Source organism: Tenacibaculum sp. 190524A02b, assembly GCF_964036645.1.
In the GTDB taxonomy this organism is placed as follows: Bacteria; Bacteroidota; Bacteroidia; order Flavobacteriales; family Flavobacteriaceae; genus Polaribacter; species Polaribacter vairaonense.
Genome location: NZ_OZ038525.1, coordinates 5,016,643 through 5,036,910 on the forward strand (window position 1 = coordinate 5,016,643; position 20,268 = coordinate 5,036,910).

Below are 20,268 nucleotides of genomic sequence, written 5' to 3' on the forward strand. Positions count from 1 at the left end.
GAAAACCCTTAGTTTGATTTTTGTTTTATTTTTAAGTGATTAATAATCAGTTTTAAATTTTAGGTTTAACTAAGTGGAAACCCTTAGTTGGTTTTAGAATGGGTAAAATTAGTATGAATTCATTGTAGTTTTATTAGAAGAGTTTTTAGCATTCAGTAAATAAAAAACTCTTTTTTTCTACAGAAGAATATTATAAGCATGAGTTGATAGTGATTTTAAGAAACCTTTTAGAATAAAAAAACCCACTCAAAAAATTGAGTGGGAAAATTGCTATGAAAAAGAAAAGAACCTAGGACGTCTCCTAGATCTGAGGCAAATATACAATAGTTTTTGAATGTAAAATGTTAAAATTACTTTTTTATGTATACCTAATAACCCTAGTTTAAAGCTAAGGGGTTTTGCTTAGTCTAAATGTGGTGTTTTTTTTAGTTTTTTGATAATGAGTTTTTTGTTGTGTTTTTTTGTTAAGGGTTTTCCCTAGGTTTGTTTTTTTGAGGAATTTACAAGTGTATTTTAATTGATAAGATTTGAGTTAATCTATTTAATTAATAGGATAGTTTAGCAGCTTGTTTTAAAAAAAACTCTCTTATTGGTTTAGCAACCTTTTAGCAGCATTAAAAGGAGTAGTTACGCCGTTTTCAAGTTTTTTAATTTCGGTTTCTAAAAGTTGAGAGATCTTAGGGGTATTATAAAAGTTAGCTTTTAATTGTTGGTTAATAGTTTCTAACAGCCAGTATTTATTTTGATTATTTCGTTTTAACGTAAAATAATTTTCTTTTTTAGCATTAGCAATGTACATGTCAATCATGTTAAAAATTTCATCAATGCCTTGATGGTGAAGTGCACTTGCTACTAATACCTTAGGAACCCAGCCATTTTCTTTTGGAGGGTACAAATGCAAAGCTCTATTAAATTCAACTTTAGCAATTTTTGCATTTTTAGCATTATCTCCATCTGCTTTATTAATTACAATTGCATCCGCCATTTCAATAATACCTCGTTTAATACCTTGTAATTCATCTCCAGCACCAGCCAGTTTTAAAAGTAGAAAGAAGTCTACCATAGAATGTACAGCTGTTTCTGATTGTCCAACACCAACAGTTTCAATAATAATAGTATCAAATCCAGCAGCTTCACATAAAATAATAGTTTCTCTAGTTTTTTGTGCAACACCACCTAAAGAAGTACCAGAAGGAGAAGGACGAATAAAAGCATTTTTATCTGTTACTAATTGTTCCATCCTAGTCTTATCACCTAAAATACTACCTTTATTAATAGAGCTACTTGGGTCTACTGCTAAAACAGCCACTTTTTTTTCTAAAGAAGTTAAGTGTGAGCCAAATGATTCAATAAAAGTACTTTTGCCAACACCAGGAACTCCTGTAATACCAATTCTAATAGAATTATTGGCATACGGCAAACAAGCTTCAAGAATTTTATTAGCTTTTTCTTGATGCCTATTATTAGTACTTTCAACCAGTGTAATAGCTCTACTTAAATAAGTAATATCTCCAGCAATAATTTTTTCAATAAATTCACTAACAGAAGTTTGTTTACGCCTATTTAACTTAATTTTTTTCGCAGAGGCTTCACTTGTTGTTTCTGGTTTAGAAACGCCGTCTTTTTCTGATAATGCGGATTTGTTTTGCTGTTTCATTTTTATAAAAACAAAATATAAAATGTAAATTTAGAAATAAATTTTAGCTAAAAATGCAACGCGCTCTAAAAAGAATCGTATTTAAGGCAAGAAACTGAGCATGAAATCAACTAAAAAGCTACATATAGCTATAATCAAGGCTTGTAAAAACAATGATGCAAAGGCACAAATGCAATTGTATGATTTGTATTGTGATGCCATGTTCAATGTAGCATTACGTTATGTGAAAGATGCACATGATGCTGAAGATGTAATGCAAGATGCATTTATAAAAGCGTTTAAAAAAATTGATTTATATAAAGAAGAAGTAGCCTTTGGAGCGTGGTTAAAAAGAATAGTTATCAACCAAAGTATTGATTGGCTTAAAAAGAAAAAGCTAGAAGTTGTTTCATTAAATGAAGAAATTACAGGAGCTATAATAGAAGAAGATAATTGGAAAGTAGCTTCAAATATAACCTATGAAGATATTGTGTGTTGTATTGAAAAATTAAAAGAAAAATATAGAGTTGTACTAAGTTTGTATTTATTAGAAGGATACGATCATAAAGAAATTTCAGAAATATTAGGGATTTCAGAAGTAACTTCCCGAACACATTTAATGAGAGGAAGAAAACAAGTACAAGAGCATTTAAAAACGAAGTATTATGCATAAAGATATGAGAGATATTGTAAAAAATAATCAAGGTGAAAAGGCAACGTTGTCAAAAAATCATCGTGCTCGTTTTCAAGATAAGTTGCATAAAGAATTTCATAAGGATGAGGTTAAACTAAAAAGTAAATCATACCAATGGTTATATGTAGCAGCGTCTATTGTAATATTAGTTGGATTAGGAATTACATTTTATCCAAAATCAGGCGGTATTGAGGGGAGTAATCAACCTCCTATTGTAACAACAAATACCAAAGAAAATATATCAGAAATTAGTTTAGGAAGTATTTCTCCTGAGTTAAAAACCATCGAAACATATTATACTAATACGATTAATTACCAGTTAAGTCAATTAGAACTCACTAAAGAAAATAAAGAAGTATTTGATGTGTACTTGGCACAACTTGGTGAATTAACAAAAGAATATAAATCGTTAACCAAAGAGCTCAATACAAAAGGAGTTAACGATGATACTATCAATGCATTGATTGGAAATCTGCAATTGCGTTTACAGCTGTTAAAACGTATGCAAAAACAATTACAAGAATTTAAAAATCCAAATCAAAATTATGAGCAAACGATTTAAAACAAGTATTTTTTTACTGCTTTTAACTGGAGCTTTATGGGCGCAAAAAGTAGATAAAAAATTTAATGAAAGATTTTATACTAATAAAGATGTAGTAATTGATATTAATGCAAATAATGCAGATATAGAAGTAACTACATGGAATAAAAATGAAGTTGCTGTTGAAGCAATAATTGAAGTAGAAGGCATGAATAAAAAAGAAGCTGAAGAATACTTAAATAACTGGAATTTTGAAGCTTTAGGTAATAAAAATACCGTAAAAATAAAAGCAACAAGTAACAATTTTTATAATTTTGGTAGAGATAATTTTGTGTATTATAATACGCATCATAAATATCCTGAAAATTGTAATTCAAGTAATAAAAATGAATGTGCACATCCTGTTATAGCTGATATTCCAGAAATAAATATTGATGTAGAAGAAATAGTTTCTGGATTAGAGGATATCGAGTTTGATTTTGAAAAGTATGAAGATGATGGAGATGTTTATTTTTATGATTGGAAAGATGGTGTAAATAGCATCACAATAAAATCAAAAGAAGATTGGGAGAAATTTAAAAAATCTAAAGAATATAAAAAGTTTAAAGAAAGGACTAAAAGAGCTAAAAGGTCTAAAAAGAGAGATAAAAAAGCAAAAGAACTAAGAAAACGAGCCGAAGAATTAAGGAAAAAAAATGCAGAAAAAAGAAAAGTAAGAGCAGGGGTAAGAAGAATTAAAGCTGATGAAATGAAAAGAGCTCTGCAAGAAGCTAAAGAAGCATTAAAACATGTGCAATTTGGGTATATGTCGTCAGATCATGGTAATTTAATGATCAATGGTAAAAAAGTGAAAATCACCAAAAAAATAACAGTAAAAGTACCAAAAGGAGCTACCTTTAACTTAAATACTCGTCATTGTAAAGTGAAACTTCCTAAAACAAAAGTAAATGGAAAAGTTAGTTATGGAAACTTTAAAGCAGATGCTATTAATGGAGGAAGTTTAAATATTTCTTTTTCACCAGTAAGTATTAATGTTTTAGATAAGAGTATTTTAGTTTTAAATAACGTAACCGATGCAAAATTAGCATCGGTTACCAATACAAAAGTAAACGCTAAATCGTCTGGATTGAATATTGCTTATGTAAAAAGTAATGTAGAAGTAGATAATAAGTTTGGAGAATTGGTTATAGAGAAAATTCATCCTAATTTCCAAACATTAAAAGTGTCTTTAAACTATGCAAATGCGGTTATTAACCTAGAAGGAGCTAATAAAGAATTGGAGTATATTATTGGTGATAAGCATCCATACTATCATCATAAACCAATCACAAAACTTATTGTAAATACGGATGATAAAAAAAGCATTAATGGAAGTTTTAAGATCATAGCAACTGATAAAACTATTACTATAAAAGGAAAGCATTCACAGTTAAAAACCTATGAATAAAAGTTAAGAGATTTACACTAAATTGCTTGAAAAACTTCCTTTAAATTCCATTTCGCTATTCTTTATAAAGTGCCTATCTTTAGCATCTGTTAATAGTCACTATTACTATGGAATTATACAAAAACAATCAACTTAAAATATATAACTCACTATCCAAAAGTAAAGAACTTTTTAAACCAGTAACCGAAGGTAGAGTAGGGATGTACGTTTGTGGTCCAACGGTGTATAGTAATGTTCATTTAGGTAATGTTAGAACCTTTATGTCTTTTGACATGGTGTTTCGTTACTTACTACATTTAGGATATAAAGTTCGCTATGTTAGAAATATTACGGATGCAGGCCATTTAGAAAATGATGCAGATGAAGGTGAAGATAGAATAGCAAAGAAAGCTCGTTTGGAAGAAATTGAGCCAATGGAAGTGGTACAACGTTACACAGTAGACTTTCATACAGTAACAGCAAAATATAATTTCTTGCCACCAAGTATAGAGCCAACAGCAACTGGGCATATTGTAGAGCAGATTGAAATGATAAAACAAATCATGGAAAAAGGTTTTGCATATGAAGTAAACGGCTCTGTGTATTTTGATGTTTTAAAGTACAATGAAGATAATAATTACGGTATTTTGTCAGGACGCACTATAGAAGATGCCATTCATAATACAAGAGCATTAGATGGTCAATCGGACAAGAAAAATCCTCAAGATTTTGCTTTATGGAAAAAAGCAGATGATCGTCATATTATGCGCTGGCCTTCTCCTTGGAGTGATGGCTTTCCAGGTTGGCATTTAGAGTGTTCTGTAATGAGCTCAAAGTACTTAGGAGAACAAATAGATATTCATGGTGGAGGAATGGATTTAAAATTCCCGCATCATGAGTGTGAAATAGCTCAATCACATTCTTGTTCAGGAGTACAGCCAGTAAATTATTGGATGCATGCCAATATGTTGTTGCTTAATGGACAAAAAATGGCAAAATCTACAGGGAACTATGTGTTGCCAAATGAAATTTTAACTGGAGAAAACGATGTGTTACCAAAAGCGTTTAATGTTGGTGTTGTTCGTTTCTTTATTATGCAAGCACACTATCGTAGTATTTTAGATTTTTCAGGAGATGCTTTATTGGCTTCGGAAAAAGGCTATAATAAATTAATGGAAGCAGTGAAAATTGTAAAATCAATAGCTACAGGTAAAACTACAGATTTTGACGTACAAGCATGGAAACAGAAATGTTACGATGCGATGAATGACGATTTTAATACACCAATATTAATTGCACATTTATTTGAAGCAGTTAAGTTTATTAATTTATTAAATGATAAAAAAGCGCAAATAACAGAAGCAGACTTAACGGTGTTAAAAAACACCTTGGATGTTTTTGTGTTTGATATTTTAGGATTGTTGGATGATGCTAAAGAACAAAGCTCAGACAAGATTGAAGGAGTTGTAGAGTTGTTAATTAAGTTACGTAAAGAAGCAAGAGAAAATAAAGATTGGGCATTATCTGATCAGATTAGAGACGAGCTAATAGCTTTAGGAATTCAATTGAAAGACGGTAGAGAAGGTACAACGTTCACTATTAATTAATTTGAAAAAAATACTAACATATCCATTCATTTTATTAGTTCGTTTTTATCAAACAGCTATTTCTCCATTTACACCAGCTAGTTGTAGATATACACCTACTTGTTCACATTATACAATAGAAGCGCTACAAAAGCATGGGCTTTTTTCTGGTGGATGGTTAGCTCTAAAAAGAATTTTTAGCTGTCACCCTTGGGGAGGAAGTGGTTATGATCCAGTACCAGAAAAAGAAACAAAAGCAAATAAAGAATAATAGTAACATAGAAAAACAATAAAGAATAAACTTTGTTTTATTTATGATGACTAAAAACTAAAAATAAAGAATGACTTATTTATCTGTGGTTTGGGATATTGATCCTGAAATATTTAAAATAGGAGGTTTCGGTGTTAGGTGGTATAGCTTAATGTTTGTAATAGCTTTTATTTTAGGATTACGCCTAATGAAGAAAATTTATATTGAAGATAAAATTTCAATTGAAAAATTAGACCCATTATTCATGTACGTTTTTATATCTATGTTAGTAGGAATGCGTTTGGGTGATGTATTCTTCTATAGTTGGGATTACTATCAAAACCATTTATTAGAAATAGTTTTGCCTATTAAAAAGCAAGAAGGAGCAACCGCTTTATTTGGTATGCTAAAAGGTTGGAAGTTTACTGGGTTTACTGGTTTTGCAAGCCATGGAGCAGCCATAGCTATTCCAATTGCACTATTTTTCTATGCAAAAAAACATTTGCAAAAGCCATGGTTGTTTATTTTAGATAGGTTAGGTATTATGGTTGCCTTGGCTGGTTTTTTTATTAGAATGGGTAATTTTTTTAATTCAGAAATTTACGGAAAACATACAGGTAGTAGTTTTGGTGTTATTTTTAAAAGAGCAGGAGAGAGGTTGCCTTCTCATCCTACGCAGTTATATGAAGCATTTAGTTACTTAGCCTTATTTTTTGTGCTTTGGCATTTATATTGGAAAACAGATAAGAAACAACAATCAGGATATTTATTTGGAGTGTTTATGGTAGTTTTATGGTCTTTAAGATTCTTTATTGAGTTTGTAAAGAAAGCTCAAGTTGAAGGAAGAGAAGACTGGGTGTTTAACTCTTTAAATACGGGACAAGTTCTAAGTATTCCGTTAGTTTTAATTGGACTTTGGTTAATGTTTAGAAAAACAAAAACAGTTTAAAATATAAAAAAACCGAACATCAGATTGTTCGGTTTTTTATTATGATTTATAATTGCTCTTCTAATATTTTTAAAATATTAATTTGATTAAAGTTTGGATTTGAAATATTTGAGAGAATTACAATAGTAAGTTGTTTTTCTGGAGCTCTAACAAGTCTACTTCTATAACCAGGTTGTTCACCTGAATGTGTTTGTATAATACCAAAAACTGGCGATTTGTACAAAAACCAACCCAACCCGTAATTTGTACCCCAAGCTTTAGAAAGTAGACCGTTATTTAAAGTAAAAGGAGTCATTGCTTTTTGTAAACTTTTTTTAGAAATAACTGTATTTTGGTATAATGCTTTATCCCATTTTAAAAGATCTTTTGCGGTAGATATTACAGAACCATCACCATAAAAACCACCTAACCAATAAACATAATTATTAGAAGGTAATTGGTTAGCTATTAATAGTTGATTAGAAGTTTTATTTAATTCATATCCCTTAGCTAATTCTTTATAATTTAATGAACGAGTGTCTGTTACAAATTCAGCATTAGTATTGTACATACCAGAAGGAGTAAATAGTTTTTGTTTCATAAAGGTTTTAAAATCAACGCCACTAACATTTTCAATTATAATAGCTAACAAGCAATAACCAATGTCACTGTATTCGAATTTAGTACCAGGTTCCCATTGTAAAGGATATTTGTTAGATTTTAACATAGAGAGCATAATGGCATTGCCATTAACTTTGGTAGTATCTAAATCTTTCCACATGGTTTTAACAAAATTTGGTAATCCAGAAGTATGCGACATTAAATGCTTAATTTGGATAGTAGGAAAAGGAAAGTCAGGAATATGTTTAGAAACAAAATCATTTGTAGTCAATAAGTTCTCTTGTTCTAAAATTAAAATACCAAAACTGGTAAATTGTTTAGATAAGGAGGCTATTTGAAATTTGGTGTTGTAATTAAATGAAGTTTTATTTTTAATATCACTATATCCAAAATGATTTTGGTATAAGATTTTGTCTTTTTGTTTTATAATAACTGTTCCACTAAAATCATTTTTTTTATGTAGACTAAGTAATGTTTTGTTTATTTTGGTTGTGTCAATGTCTAAATATTGAGCTTTAGTATAGAAAGAAGATGTTAAAAGAATAAAAGTTAGATATTGGATAGTTAAATGTTTAAGTTTTTTTTGAAAACTATGAATAGGTCGTAGCATATCTTTAAAGTTACGTAGGTATATATGTGAATATATAAGAAGAAAACTTTTAAGAAAATATTTTTATATGAAAGAACCGTTTTTTGATACTAAAAGCATTTTTGTTAATTATTTTGATACAAGTAAATTATAAAATACCAGAAGATTTAGCTCCTTATATTAATTGTATTATGATAGGAGAAAGTTTTAAAAAAGAGGTAGAAACATCTATTCCTTTGTATGCAGATGGTTATCCTGGGATTATGTTTCAACAAGCAGAAAATGGTTTTTACTTATTACCAAAAAGAAAAAAGTTATCAGAGTTATTCTTGTATGGTCAAACTATTCAACCAATTTCATTAAATACTACAGGTGTCTATCAATATATAGTAATACAGTTGTATCCATTTGCTTCTAAATATTTACTAGATGTAAACCCTAAACTATTAAATGATGATTGCTATGATTTGTTGCAGATAGACTATTTAGATGTAAACTCTTTTAAGGCACAATTGGTTTTGAATAATGACCAAGATAAAAAGTTACATATAATTTATGAGTTAATTAGAATGCTTATAAGAGTTAATAAACAAGCGAGGAATAATAGTATTGAAAGGGCAATAAAATTTATTTTAGAAAAGAATGGAAGAGTAAAAATTAAAGATGTTTTAAATCAAGTATATATGACTGAACGTACTTTAGAACGACACTTTAAAACAAGCGTAGGATTAACTCCAAAACAATTTGCTAAAATTATTCAGTTTCAAACTTCACTGAATAAGCTAACAAAAGAAAAATACAACTCTCTAATAGCTATAGGAATAGATAGTGGTTTTTCAGATCAATCTCACTTTATAAGGACTTTTAAGAGCTATACGGGAAAAACGCCTTCTTATTACCTAAAGCATTATATTTAAATACAATTGTCGGTTTTGTTCAATTATTAAAAATTTATGTCTTTTACTTTTGGAGTGTAATTTTAAAGTAAATAGAAATGAAAAAAATAATCGTTTTTGGAGCCACAGGAAGTGTTGGTAAATTAGTAGTTCAACAGTTATTAGAAAAAGGATATGAAGTAACGGCATTTTGTAGAAGTAGCGTAAAATTAGCTGCGGTTAGAAATAAAAACTTGAAGATTGTGGTTGGAGATGTTTTAACTATTGAAGATGTAAATAAAGCATTAAAAAATCAAGAAGTAGTAATTGTTACCTTAGGTGCTGGAAAAAATAGAAAAAGTAAAGTTCGCTCTCAAGGAACAAAAAATATTCTTGAAGGAATGAAAAATAATAACCTTAAAAGAATTATTTGTCAAACAACATTAGGAGCTGGGGCTAGTACACATAACCTTAACTTTTTTTGGAAACGTATAATGTTTGGATGGTTTTTAAAGCAGGTGTTTTTAGATCATGAATTACAAGAATATTATGTACAGAATAGCGGCCTAGAGTGGACAATTGCACGTCCCAGTGCATTTATTGATAATGAAGAAATAAAAAGTTACCAACATGGTTTTAGCCCATTGATTAAAACATTAAAATTAAAAATTTCAAGAGCAAATGTAGCTGACTTTTTAATAAAGCAAATAGAAAACAAAAACTATTTATATAAAACACCAGGAGTGTCTTATTAAGAGTTAATAAGTAATACTTTAAAATTGTTAAAGAAAAGTTAATCACCCTAATCGGGTGGTTTTCCGTGTTTTATTAGTTTTTACATTTACAAAGTTACTTTTTAAGAATGTTGTAAAAAGTAATGAGTGTGGTTTTTTACATTTTAAGACTACAAAATATTAATCAAACTAAAACTTAAAAGTAGTATGAAAAAAACAATTTTAAATTTGGGGAAAGTTCTAAAGAAAGAAGAACTAAAAACAATTAAGGGTAATGGAATAGGTGGTAACAATGATGGTTGCGGTTGGGGTTTTTGTAGAAATTTATTTGGCAGATGTTCAATGCTTGCTTGCCAAGGCCATATGGTGTAAAAAAATAAGGTTGGTCTTAAGACTAACCTTTTTATTTTTTAGCACGTTCTACCAGTTCTATTTTTTCTATAGAGGCTTTTGTGGTAAATAAACCATAATTTATGAAAACAGATTTCTTTTCAATTTTATCAATGGTTCCCACAGCATTTCCATCAGTTAAGCGAACGCGGTCATTTATTTTAAAAACATAATTAGCTTTTTCTTGTGCTATTTTTGCAGCTTCTTTTTTCTTTTCTTCTCTAACTTTTACTACTTTTTGTAGCACTTCTTTCTCTACTTGTTTAATAGCCTCTTTTTGTTTCTTATCAGCAATTTGTTCCTGTTTTTTCTCTGTTTTACTCTTTTTCTTAGGAGGGTTTTTCTTCGTGAATTTTGTTTTTTCAGCAGCTACCCATTTAAAAAAACTCGTACTAAGTTCCTTTTTATTATTAGTTTGGAAATACTTATTTAAAAATTCATTTATAGTTCTTCCTAATGATAACATTCTTTGGTTGTTATCATATAACTCTTGAAATCCTTCTAATTTTTCTCTTATTTTCTGCTCTTTAATTTCTAAGTTTTCTATATGCTCCTGCTCTTTAGATTTTTGTTTTTCTAAAGAGTCAGAAGTTTTTTGAAGTCGATTACGCTCTTTTTGAAGTTTAGATATTGTTTTGTCTAAACGTACTTTTTCCGTTTCAACTCTTTTTTTAGCTCTGTTAATTAAACTAAAAGGGATTCCATTTTTTTGAGCCACTTCAAAAGTGAATGAACTACCCGCTTGTCCTATAAATAATTTATATAAAGGTTCTAAAGTACGTTCATCAAACTGCATATTTCCATTGGTAACATTGTCTAATTCATTTGCCAAAACTTTTAAGTTAGCATAGTGGGTAGTTATAATACCAAAAGCCTTTTTATCATAGAATTCTTCTAGAAAAATTTCAGCTAAAGCTCCTCCTAATTCAGGATCGGAACCAGTACCAAACTCATCAATTAAAAACAAGGTGTTGTCATTACATTTACGCAAAAAGTTACGCATATTTTTTAATCGGTAGCTATACGTACTTAATTGATTTTCTATAGATTGGTTATCTCCAATATCTGTTAAAATAGTGCTAAAAAAAGTGGTTTCGCTACGTTCATGAACGGGAATTAAAAAACCACTTTGTAACATTACTTGTAGTAAACCAATAGTTTTTAAAGTAATACTCTTTCCACCAGCATTAGGACCAGAAATAACAATAATTTGTTGTTTATTATTTAAAGAAATAGTTTGTGGAACTGTGTGAATATCTTTTGCTTTATTTTTCCTCCATAAAACAGGATGATAAGCATCTCTTAAAAAAATATTTTTACGTTTGGTAATTTTAGGAAGAATCGCATTAATTTCTCGTGCATATTTAGCTTTAGCTCCAACAGCATCTATATGTGATAAAAAAGTTATATATTGAGTCAGTAGCGGAGTATAGGGTCTAATTTCTTCCGCTAAAGCTCTAAGTATTTTTACAATTTCTTGTTTTTCTTCATATATTAAATTCTGAAGCTCTCTACTAAAAGCTAGTGTAGCCTGTGGAGCTATGTAAACAATATTACCTGATTTTGATGATCCTAATAAACTACCTTGTACTTTACGTCTATGCATTGCTAAAACAGCAAGTACGCGTTGATTATCTATAATCGTTTCTTTAATATCATCTAAATAACCATTGGCAATGTTTCTACTTAAAGCTCTAGAGAAACTCTCAGAAATTTTACCTCTAACACTATTGATGTCTTTCCTAATTTGTTTTAAAGTAGGAGAAGCATTATCTGTTAATTCTCCATAAGAAGTAATTATTTTGGTGATTGCGTCAGAAACAAAGGTTGTGTATTCAATATTTTCGCTTAATTCACAAAGCGTAGGATAATATTCTTTAAATTTTAGAAAAAACTTCTTTAACTCATTTACAGTTTCCGTAACCGTAGCAAGTTTTAAAAAGTTTTCAGTTTCTAAAAAACTATTCTCAATAGCTAATCTTTTAACATGTTCCGTAATATCTTCAAAACCATGATTAGGAATTCTATTTTCATTTTCAAAAGAACTCGTATATTCATTGACTAAATGCAATTCAAAAAATAACTTTTTTATGTTAGTATAAGGTTTAGTTGCTAAAACCTTTTCTTTACCTAAGTTAGAAATACAAAAATCAGTTACTTGTTCTAAAACAGTATTAAATTCTAAATCTTGTAATGTTTTATCTGCAATTACGGTTTTCAATGTTTACTTTTGATTAAATTTTAAAGGATACTTTCCCAAGACAATTAGTCAATAACTTTTTTGGGTGCACAAAAATAAGAAAGAATGCAAGTAAAAATAGCCGATAGTTGGAAAAATGTTTTGCAAGAAGAGTTTGAAAAGCCATATTTTAAAGAACTTATCAATTTTGTGAAATCAGAATATGTATCAACAACATGTTATCCCAAAGGTTCAGATATATTTGCTGCTTTTGATAATTGTGCTTTTGAAGAGGTAAAAGTGGTAATTTTAGGACAAGATCCATATCATGGAGCTGGACAAGCAAATGGTTTGTGTTTTTCGGTACATGATGGTATTGCACATCCGCCATCATTAATTAATATTTTTAAAGAAATTGAAAGTGATTTAGAAATTCCTTATCCAAAATCTGGTGACTTATCTAAGTGGGCAGCACAAGGTGTACTTTTATTAAATGCAACGCTAACTGTAAGAGCGGGACAAGCTGGAAGCCATCAAAAGAAAGGATGGGAGGAGTTTACAGATGCTGTTATTGATGAGATTTCTAAAAATAGAGAAGATATTGTTTTCCTTTTATGGGGAGGGTACGCTAAAAAGAAAGGCGCAAAAATAGATAAGAAAAAACACCATGTTTTAACTTCAGGACACCCATCACCTTTAAGTGCCAATAGAGGCTATTGGTTTGGAAATAAACATTTCTCGAAAACAAATGTGTTTTTACAAGAAAAACAGTTACCTACTATACAATGGTAGGTAAAATAGTTTCATTATAGAAAGGTAATGTAATGGCGTCTAAAATATCCTCAGTAATATCTGGATAGTGTACTTCTACAATATCTTTAGATTTTAACCATTTACTAATTTTAGCGTATTGATTTTTATTGAATTTTTTCAAAACAGGAACACCAATTTCATGTAAGCTTAAAGCATTACATTGTTGTTCATACTGATTTTTCATAGGAATAACCAATAGTTTTTTACGAAGGTATAATGCCTCGGCTGGTGTTTCAAAACCGGCGCCACATAATACACCACTTGAAGAAGCAATACTTTTAATAAATTCGTTACCATTTATGGGCCTAATAGTAATATTCTTTTTGTATTTGTGTTTATCTGTGTGCTTTGAAAATACTTCCCACTTAACACCTTTAAATTCAGATAAAACTTTAATGATTTTTTTATCACTATAAGCAGGAAGGTACACAGTGTAATGTCCTTTGTTAGTAACATTTCTATATCTTATATCCTTTCTAATAATTGGCGTAAAAATAGCAGAAGAGTAAGGCTTAAAGTGGAATCCAAATTTTACTCTTGCTGGGGCATAATATTTTAAAATTAATCGCTCAAATTTATAGAGACCATATTTAGGTGCATTTTCATCTAAAACAGCATTTTGATGACTCAAAGAAATAATAGGAATGTTTTTTAATTTAGCAGCCCATGCAGTAATAGGTTCAAAATCATTGATAACTAAATCATATTCTTCTACAGGAATAGATTGAATTTCTTTGTATAAGTTTCGCAACCTTATTTTTTTTATGGTTTTCCAAATATCAACACCACCTTTTTTTCCAAAAATAAAGCTTAAACCATATAATTTATATTTGATATCAAAAGGAAATTTCAATTCACATTGGTAGCCACTAATTAAAACATCAACTTCTGCTTTTCTTTGTAAAAAAGGTATGATTTCTATAGCTCTACTAGCATGCCCGTTTCCTGTTCCTTGAATTGCGTATAAAATTTTCATAAACTATTTTATTTTAAAGTTTTACTAATATTAAATTCAGCTAAAAGTTCTTCAAATAGCTGTGCATTATTAGCTTCTGCACTCACTAACTCTAAATCTTTTATTTTATAATCAAGATGAATGTTTTGAGCTAATTCATCTTTTTCGTATTCGTACAAGCTCCAAGAGTTGTTATTGTACTCTAAAGCTGTTAAGTTTTCTATCCAATCTCCTGAATTTAGATATAAAGTCTTTCCATTTGTATTATTGATTTCTTTTATTTCAGGTTGGTGTATATGCCCACAAACAACATAATCATACCCCTCTTCAATGGCTATATCAGAGGCAGTTGTTTCAAAATCATTTATAAATTTGACAGCACTTTTTACACTGTTTTTAATTTTCTTTGAAAAAGAAAGTCTTCCATATCCAAACTTTTCACTAATCCAATTTACAGCAGTGTTTATCATTATTAAAGTATCATAACCAATACCACCTAGCTTGGCAAGCCATTTAGAATGTTGCATGGTAACATCAAAAACATCTCCATGAAAAAACCAGCCTTTTTTACCATCAATATCTAAAATTACTTTATTAACTATTTCAAAACTCCCAAGAGTAAAACCTTTAAATTTACGTAGTGTTTCATCGTGGTTTCCTGTTATGTAATATACTTTTGTGCCTGAGGTAATAAAAGACATTAACTGTTTTATTACTTTCATATGAGGTTTAGGAAAATAACGTTTATTAAATTGCCAGATATCGATTATATCACCATTAAGAATAATAGTTTTTGGTGTTATAGTTTTTAGGTAGTTGTTAAGTTCTGTGGCTCTGCAACCAAAGGTACCTAAATGGATATCAGATATAACAACAATATCAAGTTTACGTTTTTTGTGTTTTTTCATATTATAAAGTAATAGTGTCTATATCATAACAGGTTTACTGCCAATTAAATCAAAATTACTTTACTAATGTTTGGTTATTGATAAGCGAATATGAATATTTAGTAATAAAAAGTTTTATTTATTGTAAAAATAAGGTTATATAAACGTAAAAAGCTCAGAATTCATCTGAGCTTTTTACATAATATGTATTTCGTTGTTATTTATTGTATAGGACCCAAGTTCCTTGTTCTAATAAAGGAATAGCTTGTTTGTATTTAACTTCTTTTTCTTCTCCCGTCATTACATTTTTAATAGTAACACGTTCGTTACGTCCAATTTTAGGTTGTTCTCTAACAATAGTCTCGATCGCTTGTTGTTCTTGTGTTTCTTGTTGACGTGCATTACTTATAGCTTGTTGAGTAGAGTTTTGAACTTCATCTTTACGTAAGTCTAACTTTTCACGTTGTTGTTCACGAGCTTCAGAAATTTGAGATTCATCCTGTGTAGGAAGTTTTCCTTTAAACAAGAAAGAAAGTACTTCTTTATTTACTTTGTCAATAGTTGCTTGGAAAAGTTCAAAGGCCTCAAATTTATAAATTAATAAAGGATCTTTTTGCTCATATGTTGCATTTTGAACGGTTTGTTTTAGCTCATCCATTTTACGTAAATGATCTTTCCAATTTTCATCTATGATGGCTAAAGTTATGTTTTTCTCAAAGTCATTAACTAAGGATTTTCCTTCAGTTTCATATGCTTCTTTAAGATTAGTTACTACTTGTAAGGTTTTACTTCCATCCGTAAAAGGAACTACAATACGTTCATAACGATCTCCTTCATTTTCAAAAACATTTTTAATTACAGGAAAAGCTTGAGCAGCATTTCTTTCAGTGTCATTTTTATAGTGGTCAGCAACTATTTTATATAATTTATCTACTAATTCTTGTTCTGAAGTATTGTTAAATTCTTCTTCAGAAAAAGGAGAAGTCATTGAAGAAAAGCGGATTAATTCAAATTCAAAATTTTGGAAATCTTTAGTTAATTTATTCGCTTTAACAATTGAATCGCAAGTGTCATAAATCATATTTGCAATGTCAATTTGTAAACGAGTACCATCTAATGCATGACGACGGCGTTTGTAAACAAATTCACGTTGTGCGTTCATAACATCATCATATTCTAACAAACGTTTACGAATACCAAAGTTATTTTCCTCTACCTTTTTCTGGGCACGTTCAATAGATTTTGAAATCATAGAATGTTGAATTACTTCTCCTTCTTTTAATCCCATTCTATCCATCATTTTGGCAATTCTTTCAGAACCAAACAAACGCATTAAATTATCATCTAGAGCTACATAGAATTGAGAAGAACCTACATCACCTTGACGACCAGCACGACCACGTAACTGACGGTCAACACGTCTTGAATCATGGCGTTCAGTACCTATAATAGCTAAACCTCCTGAAGCTTTTACTTCATCAGACAATTTAATATCGGTACCACGACCAGCCATATTTGTAGCAATGGTAACCTGCCCAGGTTTTCCTGCTTCGGCTACAACATCAGCTTCTTTCTTGTGTAATTTAGCATTTAAGATATTATGAGAAATTTTTCGCATTTGTAGCATTCTACCTAATAATTCAGAAATTTCTACAGAAGTAGTACCAACTAAAACAGGTCTTCCTTGCTGTACTAATTCTACTACATCATCAATTACAGCATTATATTTTTCGCGAGTAGTTTTATAAACTAAATCTTGTTTGTCATCACGAGCAATTGGTCTGTTAGTTGGAATTTCAACAACGTCTAATTTATAGATTTCCCAAAACTCTCCTGCCTCAGTGATTGCGGTACCCGTCATTCCTGATAACTTACGGTACATTCTAAAGTAATTTTGTAAAGTTACAGTAGCAAAAGTTTGTGTAGCATCTTCAATCTTTACATTTTCTTTAGCTTCGATTGCTTGGTGTAATCCATCTGAGTAACGACGGCCATCCATAATACGTCCAGTTTGTTCGTCTACAATCATTACTTTATTATCCATTACTACATATTCAACGTCTTTTTCAAAAACAGTATATGCTTTTAAAAGTTGATTCATAGTGTGAATTCGTTCACTCTTTACACTGAACTCTCTATATAGTTCCTCTTTTTGAGCCGCTTTTTCTTCTGGAGTAGTATCACTTTTATCTATTTCTCCAACTTTTACACTAATATCAGGTAAAACAAAGAACGTATCGTTTTGAGTAACGTTAGATAAATGAGCAATTCCTTTATCAGTAAGATCTATTTGATTATTTTTTTCTTCAATAGTAAACCATAACTCAGCATCAACTTCAGGCATTAACTTGTTGTTATCTTGCATGTAGAAGTTCTCTGTTTTTTGCAGAATTTGTTTTACACCTTCTTGAGATAAGAACTTAATTAAAGCTTTATTTTTAGGTAAACCTCTATAAACTCTTAATAAAAGGAAACCTCCTTCTTTGGTGTCTCCTTCTTTGATAAGTTTTTTTGCTTCTGCTAAAACACCTACTAGGTACTTGTTTTGGATAGCAACAATATCAGATACTAAAGGTTTTAATTCATTAAATTCATGGCGGTCACCTTGTGGCACAGCTCCAGAAATAATTAAAGGAGTTCTAGCGTCGTCAATTAAAACAGAATCAACCTCGTCAATAATAGCATAATTAGGTGCTCTTTGTACCAAATCTTCTTTTGAACTAGCCATGTTATCACGTAAGTAGTCAAAGCCAAATTCGTTATTAGTACCATAAGTAATATCAGCATTATAAGCTTTTCTTCGTTCTTCAGAATTAGGCTGATGGAAATCAATACAATCCGTGCTTAGTCCATGGAACTCAAAAATAGGAGCCATCCATGCACGGTCACGTTTAGCTAAGTAATCATTTACAGTAACAACATGAACACCGTTACCTGTTAATGCATTAAGATAAACTGGTAGTGTAGATACTAGTGTTTTTCCTTCACCAGTCATCATTTCTGCAATCTTACCTTGATGTAAAACAGAACCACCTATTAACTGAACGTCATAGTGAATCATGTCCCAAGTTACGTCTTTACCAGCTGCGTCCCAGGAATTATCCCATAAAGCGTAATCATTGTCTAGGTTAACGTGCTCTCTAGTAGCAGATAGTTCTCTATCAAAAGGAGTAGCGGTAACTTTAATTTCTTGGTTTTGAGTAAAACGTTTTGCAGTTTCTTTAACTACAGCAAAAGCTTCAGGCATAATTTCTTCTAAAACTTTTTCAGAAGCTTCATAAGCTTCATCTTTCAATTTGTCTATTTCTGTATAGATATCTTCTTGTCTATCAATATCAGCTTTAGTAGCTTCAGTTTCTAATGAAGCTATTTTCTCAGTATAAGAGGCAGTAGCATCTTTAATTTTATTTTTAAATTCGATAGTTTTTGCTCTTAATTCATCATTAGATAAATTATTTAATGCGCTTTCATAGGTTCTTACTTTTTCTACAATTGGCTGTAGTGTTTTAAGGTCTTTTTGTTGCTTGTCTCCAACAAAAATCTTTATAATCGAATTTAAAATACTCATTTTTAAAATATTGTTTTACAGTTAATTAAGTTTAGTTAATTAACGTGTTAAAATAGTTATTATGTTAGTGCTTAAAATTAAGCAAAAAAAAAGCCTCTGAAAAGAGACTTTTTTATGTTGTTTTAATATTCATCTTCATTCCAAAGATAATCTTCTTCTGTGGGATAATCTGGCCAAATTTCTATAATTGAATCATAAGCCTCTCCTTCATCCTCTATATCCTGTAGATTTTCTACTACCTCTAACGGGGCTCCCGTACGAATGGCATAATCAATTAATTCGTCTTTTGTTGCCGGCCATGGCGCATCTGCTAAATAAGATGCTAATTCAAGTGTCCAATACATTTCTTTATCGGTGTTTTTGATTTTCGCAAAAATAATTTTTTTTTATAAAAAGTCAAGTTTTTTTTATCAAATGTGATCGTAAAATTAAAGAACTTGTTTTAAAACTTTTCAGGAATCCATTTAATTTCCTCAGTTTGTAATTCTTGAGTCAACTTCCGTGCCAATACAAAAAGGTAGTCAGAAAGTCGGTTTAAGTACTTTAAAACGGTATCATTTATAACCTCCTGTTCGCTTAAAGCGACAGTTAAACGCTCAGAACGTCTACATACACAACGAGCTATGTGACAGAATGACACGGTAGGGTGTCCCCCTGGCAAAATAAAATGTGTCATTTGTGGTAAGGATTCGTTCATTTGATCAATTTCCTTTTCTAAAAAAGAAATTGAATCATTATTAATTTTAGGAATATTTAATCGCTCTTTACCGCTTTTTAAGGTTTCCTTTTCAATAGGAGTAGCCAGCATAGCTCCCAAAGTGAATAAGTCATGTTGTATTTTAGTTAAATTATTTTTTATAGATAAGTTAATGTTTTGATCTCTTATAAGACCAATATGGGAGTTAAGCTCGTCAATTGTTCCATAGCTTTCTATTCTTAAGTGGTGTTTAGGGACTCTTGTCCCACCAAAAAGGGCTGTGGTACCTTTATCTCCTGTTTTTGTATATATTTTCATTATAAATTATCTACAGTTTTTGTGTTTAATTTTTGTAATAAGAACTCAGGGCAACGAATGGGCTTTTTAGTTATACTATCTAAAAACGCTAAAATGGTACTTCCTGTACACAATACTTCATTGTTTTGATTGGTAATTTCATAATCAAATTCAATTCTTACTGACGGTTCTTTTTTAAGGTACGTTTTTATTGTGATAATATCATCATAAAAAGCAGATTTTTTAAAAATACAGTTTAATGAAATAACAGGGAGTATGATGCCGTTTTTTTCCATATATTTGTAGGTAACACCAAGATTGCGAAGCCATTCGGTTCGGCCAATTTCAAAAAAATGTGCATAGTTGCCGTGATATACTACCCCCATTTGGTCTGTTTCACCATATCGAATTCTAGTAGATGTTGTGTGTTGATGCAAAATATTAATTTTTAGAATAACAATACATAAAAAAAAAATAATAATCAATAGTGATTTGGTTTTTTTTTACTGAAATTTATTCACATTTTTGTTCATCTAAATATGAGAGTTTAGAATCCCCTGAATCCTAAATGAAATTTAACAAAATAATCGTTTTTTACCAGT

At 30.1% G+C, this 20,268-nt stretch carries 19 protein-coding genes; 10 read left to right on the forward strand and 9 right to left on the reverse strand.

Annotated elements, in window-relative coordinates:
- Positions 1 to 586: 586 nt before the first annotated feature.
- On the reverse strand, positions 587 to 1,657 hold the full coding sequence (gene meaB / locus ABNT65_RS20880; protein WP_348746805.1) for a methylmalonyl Co-A mutase-associated GTPase MeaB: 1,071 nt from the start codon (positions 1,655 to 1,657) through the stop codon (positions 587 to 589).
- Positions 1,658 to 1,757: 100 nt separating this feature from the next.
- Between meaB and ABNT65_RS20885 the strand changes: the two genes are divergently transcribed.
- From ABNT65_RS20885 to lgt, 6 genes are all read left to right on the forward strand, one after another.
- On the forward strand, positions 1,758 to 2,309 hold the full coding sequence (locus tag ABNT65_RS20885; protein WP_348702768.1) for an RNA polymerase sigma factor: 552 nt from the start codon (positions 1,758 to 1,760) through the stop codon (positions 2,307 to 2,309).
- A complete protein-coding gene (locus ABNT65_RS20890) occupies positions 2,302 to 2,892 on the forward strand; it encodes a hypothetical protein (protein ID WP_348702769.1) in 591 nt (196 codons plus the stop codon). The genes ABNT65_RS20885 and ABNT65_RS20890 overlap by 8 nt, the downstream gene beginning before the upstream one ends.
- Positions 2,876 to 4,318, forward strand: a complete 1,443-nt coding sequence (locus ABNT65_RS20895) for a hypothetical protein (RefSeq protein WP_348702770.1) — start codon at positions 2,876 to 2,878, stop codon at positions 4,316 to 4,318. Before ABNT65_RS20890 ends, ABNT65_RS20895 begins: the two co-directional genes overlap by 17 nt.
- 107 nt (positions 4,319 to 4,425) lie before the next feature.
- Positions 4,426 to 5,904, forward strand: coding sequence for a cysteine--tRNA ligase (cysS, locus tag ABNT65_RS20900; RefSeq protein ID WP_348702771.1), 1,479 nt, complete (start codon positions 4,426 to 4,428; stop codon positions 5,902 to 5,904).
- Position 5,905: 1 nt separating this feature from the next.
- Positions 5,906 to 6,154, forward strand: a complete 249-nt coding sequence (gene yidD, locus ABNT65_RS20905; protein ID WP_348702772.1) for a membrane protein insertion efficiency factor YidD — start codon at positions 5,906 to 5,908, stop codon at positions 6,152 to 6,154.
- A gap of 70 nt (positions 6,155 to 6,224) precedes the next feature.
- Complete coding sequence (gene lgt, locus ABNT65_RS20910) at positions 6,225 to 7,082, forward strand: prolipoprotein diacylglyceryl transferase (protein ID WP_348746806.1); 858 nt, start codon at positions 6,225 to 6,227, stop codon at positions 7,080 to 7,082.
- A 46-nt stretch (positions 7,083 to 7,128) separates the two neighbouring features.
- Here lgt and ABNT65_RS20915 read toward each other — a convergent pair whose 3' ends face one another.
- The gene (locus tag ABNT65_RS20915; RefSeq protein ID WP_348746807.1) at positions 7,129 to 8,292 is read right to left on the reverse strand and encodes a serine hydrolase domain-containing protein; all 1,164 of its coding nucleotides are present in this window, start codon (positions 8,290 to 8,292) and stop codon (positions 7,129 to 7,131) included.
- A gap of 113 nt (positions 8,293 to 8,405) precedes the next feature.
- Here ABNT65_RS20915 and ABNT65_RS20920 point away from each other — a divergent pair, with 113 nt between their 5' ends.
- The 3 genes from ABNT65_RS20920 (at position 8,406) to ABNT65_RS20930 (ending at position 10,252) form a co-directional block, all read left to right on the forward strand.
- Entirely contained in the window at positions 8,406 to 9,188 is a 783-nt protein-coding gene (locus ABNT65_RS20920) for a helix-turn-helix domain-containing protein (RefSeq protein ID WP_348746808.1), read from the forward strand.
- A 77-nt stretch (positions 9,189 to 9,265) separates the two neighbouring features.
- Positions 9,266 to 9,901 carry an SDR family oxidoreductase gene (locus ABNT65_RS20925; protein WP_348704060.1) on the forward strand — a complete coding sequence of 212 codons (636 nt, stop codon included), beginning with the start codon at positions 9,266 to 9,268 and terminating at the stop codon, positions 9,899 to 9,901.
- Positions 9,902 to 10,087: 186 nt separating this feature from the next.
- Entirely contained in the window at positions 10,088 to 10,252 is a 165-nt protein-coding gene (locus ABNT65_RS20930; RefSeq protein ID WP_348704058.1) for a hypothetical protein, read from the forward strand.
- A gap of 31 nt (positions 10,253 to 10,283) precedes the next feature.
- Here ABNT65_RS20930 and ABNT65_RS20935 read toward each other — a convergent pair whose 3' ends face one another.
- Positions 10,284 to 12,491 carry an endonuclease MutS2 gene (locus ABNT65_RS20935; RefSeq protein WP_348746809.1) on the reverse strand — a complete coding sequence of 736 codons (2,208 nt, stop codon included), beginning with the start codon at positions 12,489 to 12,491 and terminating at the stop codon, positions 10,284 to 10,286.
- An 84-nt stretch (positions 12,492 to 12,575) separates the two neighbouring features.
- On the opposite strand from ABNT65_RS20935, the gene ung reads away from it, so the two are divergent.
- Positions 12,576 to 13,241: a uracil-DNA glycosylase gene (gene ung / locus ABNT65_RS20940; RefSeq protein WP_348704055.1), complete on the forward strand. Its 666-nt coding sequence runs from the start codon at positions 12,576 to 12,578 to the stop codon at positions 13,239 to 13,241.
- Here ung and ABNT65_RS20945 read toward each other — a convergent pair.
- From ABNT65_RS20945 to ABNT65_RS20970, 6 genes are all read right to left on the reverse strand, one after another.
- Positions 13,228 to 14,238 (reverse strand): glycosyltransferase family protein, encoded by a 1,011-nt coding sequence (locus tag ABNT65_RS20945; protein WP_348704054.1) that lies wholly within the window; start codon positions 14,236 to 14,238, stop codon positions 13,228 to 13,230. The two genes, ung and ABNT65_RS20945, sit on opposite strands and share 14 nt — an antisense overlap.
- A gap of 8 nt (positions 14,239 to 14,246) precedes the next feature.
- Positions 14,247 to 15,125, reverse strand: coding sequence for a UDP-2,3-diacylglucosamine diphosphatase (locus tag ABNT65_RS20950; protein ID WP_348738249.1), 879 nt, complete (start codon positions 15,123 to 15,125; stop codon positions 14,247 to 14,249).
- 196 nt (positions 15,126 to 15,321) lie between these two features.
- Positions 15,322 to 18,672 carry a preprotein translocase subunit SecA gene (secA, locus tag ABNT65_RS20955; RefSeq protein WP_348704052.1) on the reverse strand — a complete coding sequence of 1,117 codons (3,351 nt, stop codon included), beginning with the start codon at positions 18,670 to 18,672 and terminating at the stop codon, positions 15,322 to 15,324.
- A gap of 122 nt (positions 18,673 to 18,794) precedes the next feature.
- Positions 18,795 to 19,016 (reverse strand): DUF2795 domain-containing protein, encoded by a 222-nt coding sequence (locus ABNT65_RS20960; RefSeq protein WP_047789198.1) that lies wholly within the window; start codon positions 19,014 to 19,016, stop codon positions 18,795 to 18,797.
- A gap of 98 nt (positions 19,017 to 19,114) precedes the next feature.
- Positions 19,115 to 19,687, reverse strand: a complete 573-nt coding sequence (locus tag ABNT65_RS20965) for a cob(I)yrinic acid a,c-diamide adenosyltransferase (RefSeq protein ID WP_348704051.1) — start codon at positions 19,685 to 19,687, stop codon at positions 19,115 to 19,117.
- Positions 19,687 to 20,103 (reverse strand): thioesterase family protein, encoded by a 417-nt coding sequence (locus ABNT65_RS20970; protein ID WP_348704050.1) that lies wholly within the window; start codon positions 20,101 to 20,103, stop codon positions 19,687 to 19,689. Before ABNT65_RS20970 ends, ABNT65_RS20965 begins: the two co-directional genes overlap by 1 nt.
- Positions 20,104 to 20,268: the final 165 nt, after the last annotated feature.

Bases quoted from the DNA above. Each gene is read 5' to 3' on its own strand.
- lgt (WP_348746806.1), top strand. From the start codon at position 6,225: ATGACTTATTTATCTGTGGTTTGGGATATTGATCCTGAAATATTTAAA.
- ABNT65_RS20925 (WP_348704060.1), top strand. From the start codon at position 9,266: ATGAAAAAAATAATCGTTTTTGGAGCCACAGGAAGTGTTGGTAAATTA.
- cysS (WP_348702771.1), top strand. From the start codon at position 4,426: ATGGAATTATACAAAAACAATCAACTTAAAATATATAACTCACTATCC.
- secA (WP_348704052.1), bottom strand. From the start codon at position 18,672: ATGAGTATTTTAAATTCGATTATAAAGATTTTTGTTGGAGACAAGCAA.
- ABNT65_RS20895 (WP_348702770.1), top strand. From the start codon at position 2,876: ATGAGCAAACGATTTAAAACAAGTATTTTTTTACTGCTTTTAACTGGA.
- ABNT65_RS20885 (WP_348702768.1), top strand. From the start codon at position 1,758: ATGAAATCAACTAAAAAGCTACATATAGCTATAATCAAGGCTTGTAAA.
- ABNT65_RS20890 (WP_348702769.1), top strand. From the start codon at position 2,302: ATGCATAAAGATATGAGAGATATTGTAAAAAATAATCAAGGTGAAAAG.
- meaB (WP_348746805.1), bottom strand. From the start codon at position 1,657: ATGAAACAGCAAAACAAATCCGCATTATCAGAAAAAGACGGCGTTTCT.
- ABNT65_RS20960 (WP_047789198.1), bottom strand. From the start codon at position 19,016: ATGTATTGGACACTTGAATTAGCATCTTATTTAGCAGATGCGCCATGG.
- ABNT65_RS20915 (WP_348746807.1), bottom strand. From the start codon at position 8,292: ATGCTACGACCTATTCATAGTTTTCAAAAAAAACTTAAACATTTAACT.
- ABNT65_RS20945 (WP_348704054.1), bottom strand. From the start codon at position 14,238: ATGAAAATTTTATACGCAATTCAAGGAACAGGAAACGGGCATGCTAGT.
- ung (WP_348704055.1), top strand. From the start codon at position 12,576: ATGCAAGTAAAAATAGCCGATAGTTGGAAAAATGTTTTGCAAGAAGAG.
- ABNT65_RS20950 (WP_348738249.1), bottom strand. From the start codon at position 15,125: ATGAAAAAACACAAAAAACGTAAACTTGATATTGTTGTTATATCTGAT.
- ABNT65_RS20930 (WP_348704058.1), top strand. From the start codon at position 10,088: ATGAAAAAAACAATTTTAAATTTGGGGAAAGTTCTAAAGAAAGAAGAA.
- ABNT65_RS20965 (WP_348704051.1), bottom strand. From the start codon at position 19,687: ATGAAAATATATACAAAAACAGGAGATAAAGGTACCACAGCCCTTTTT.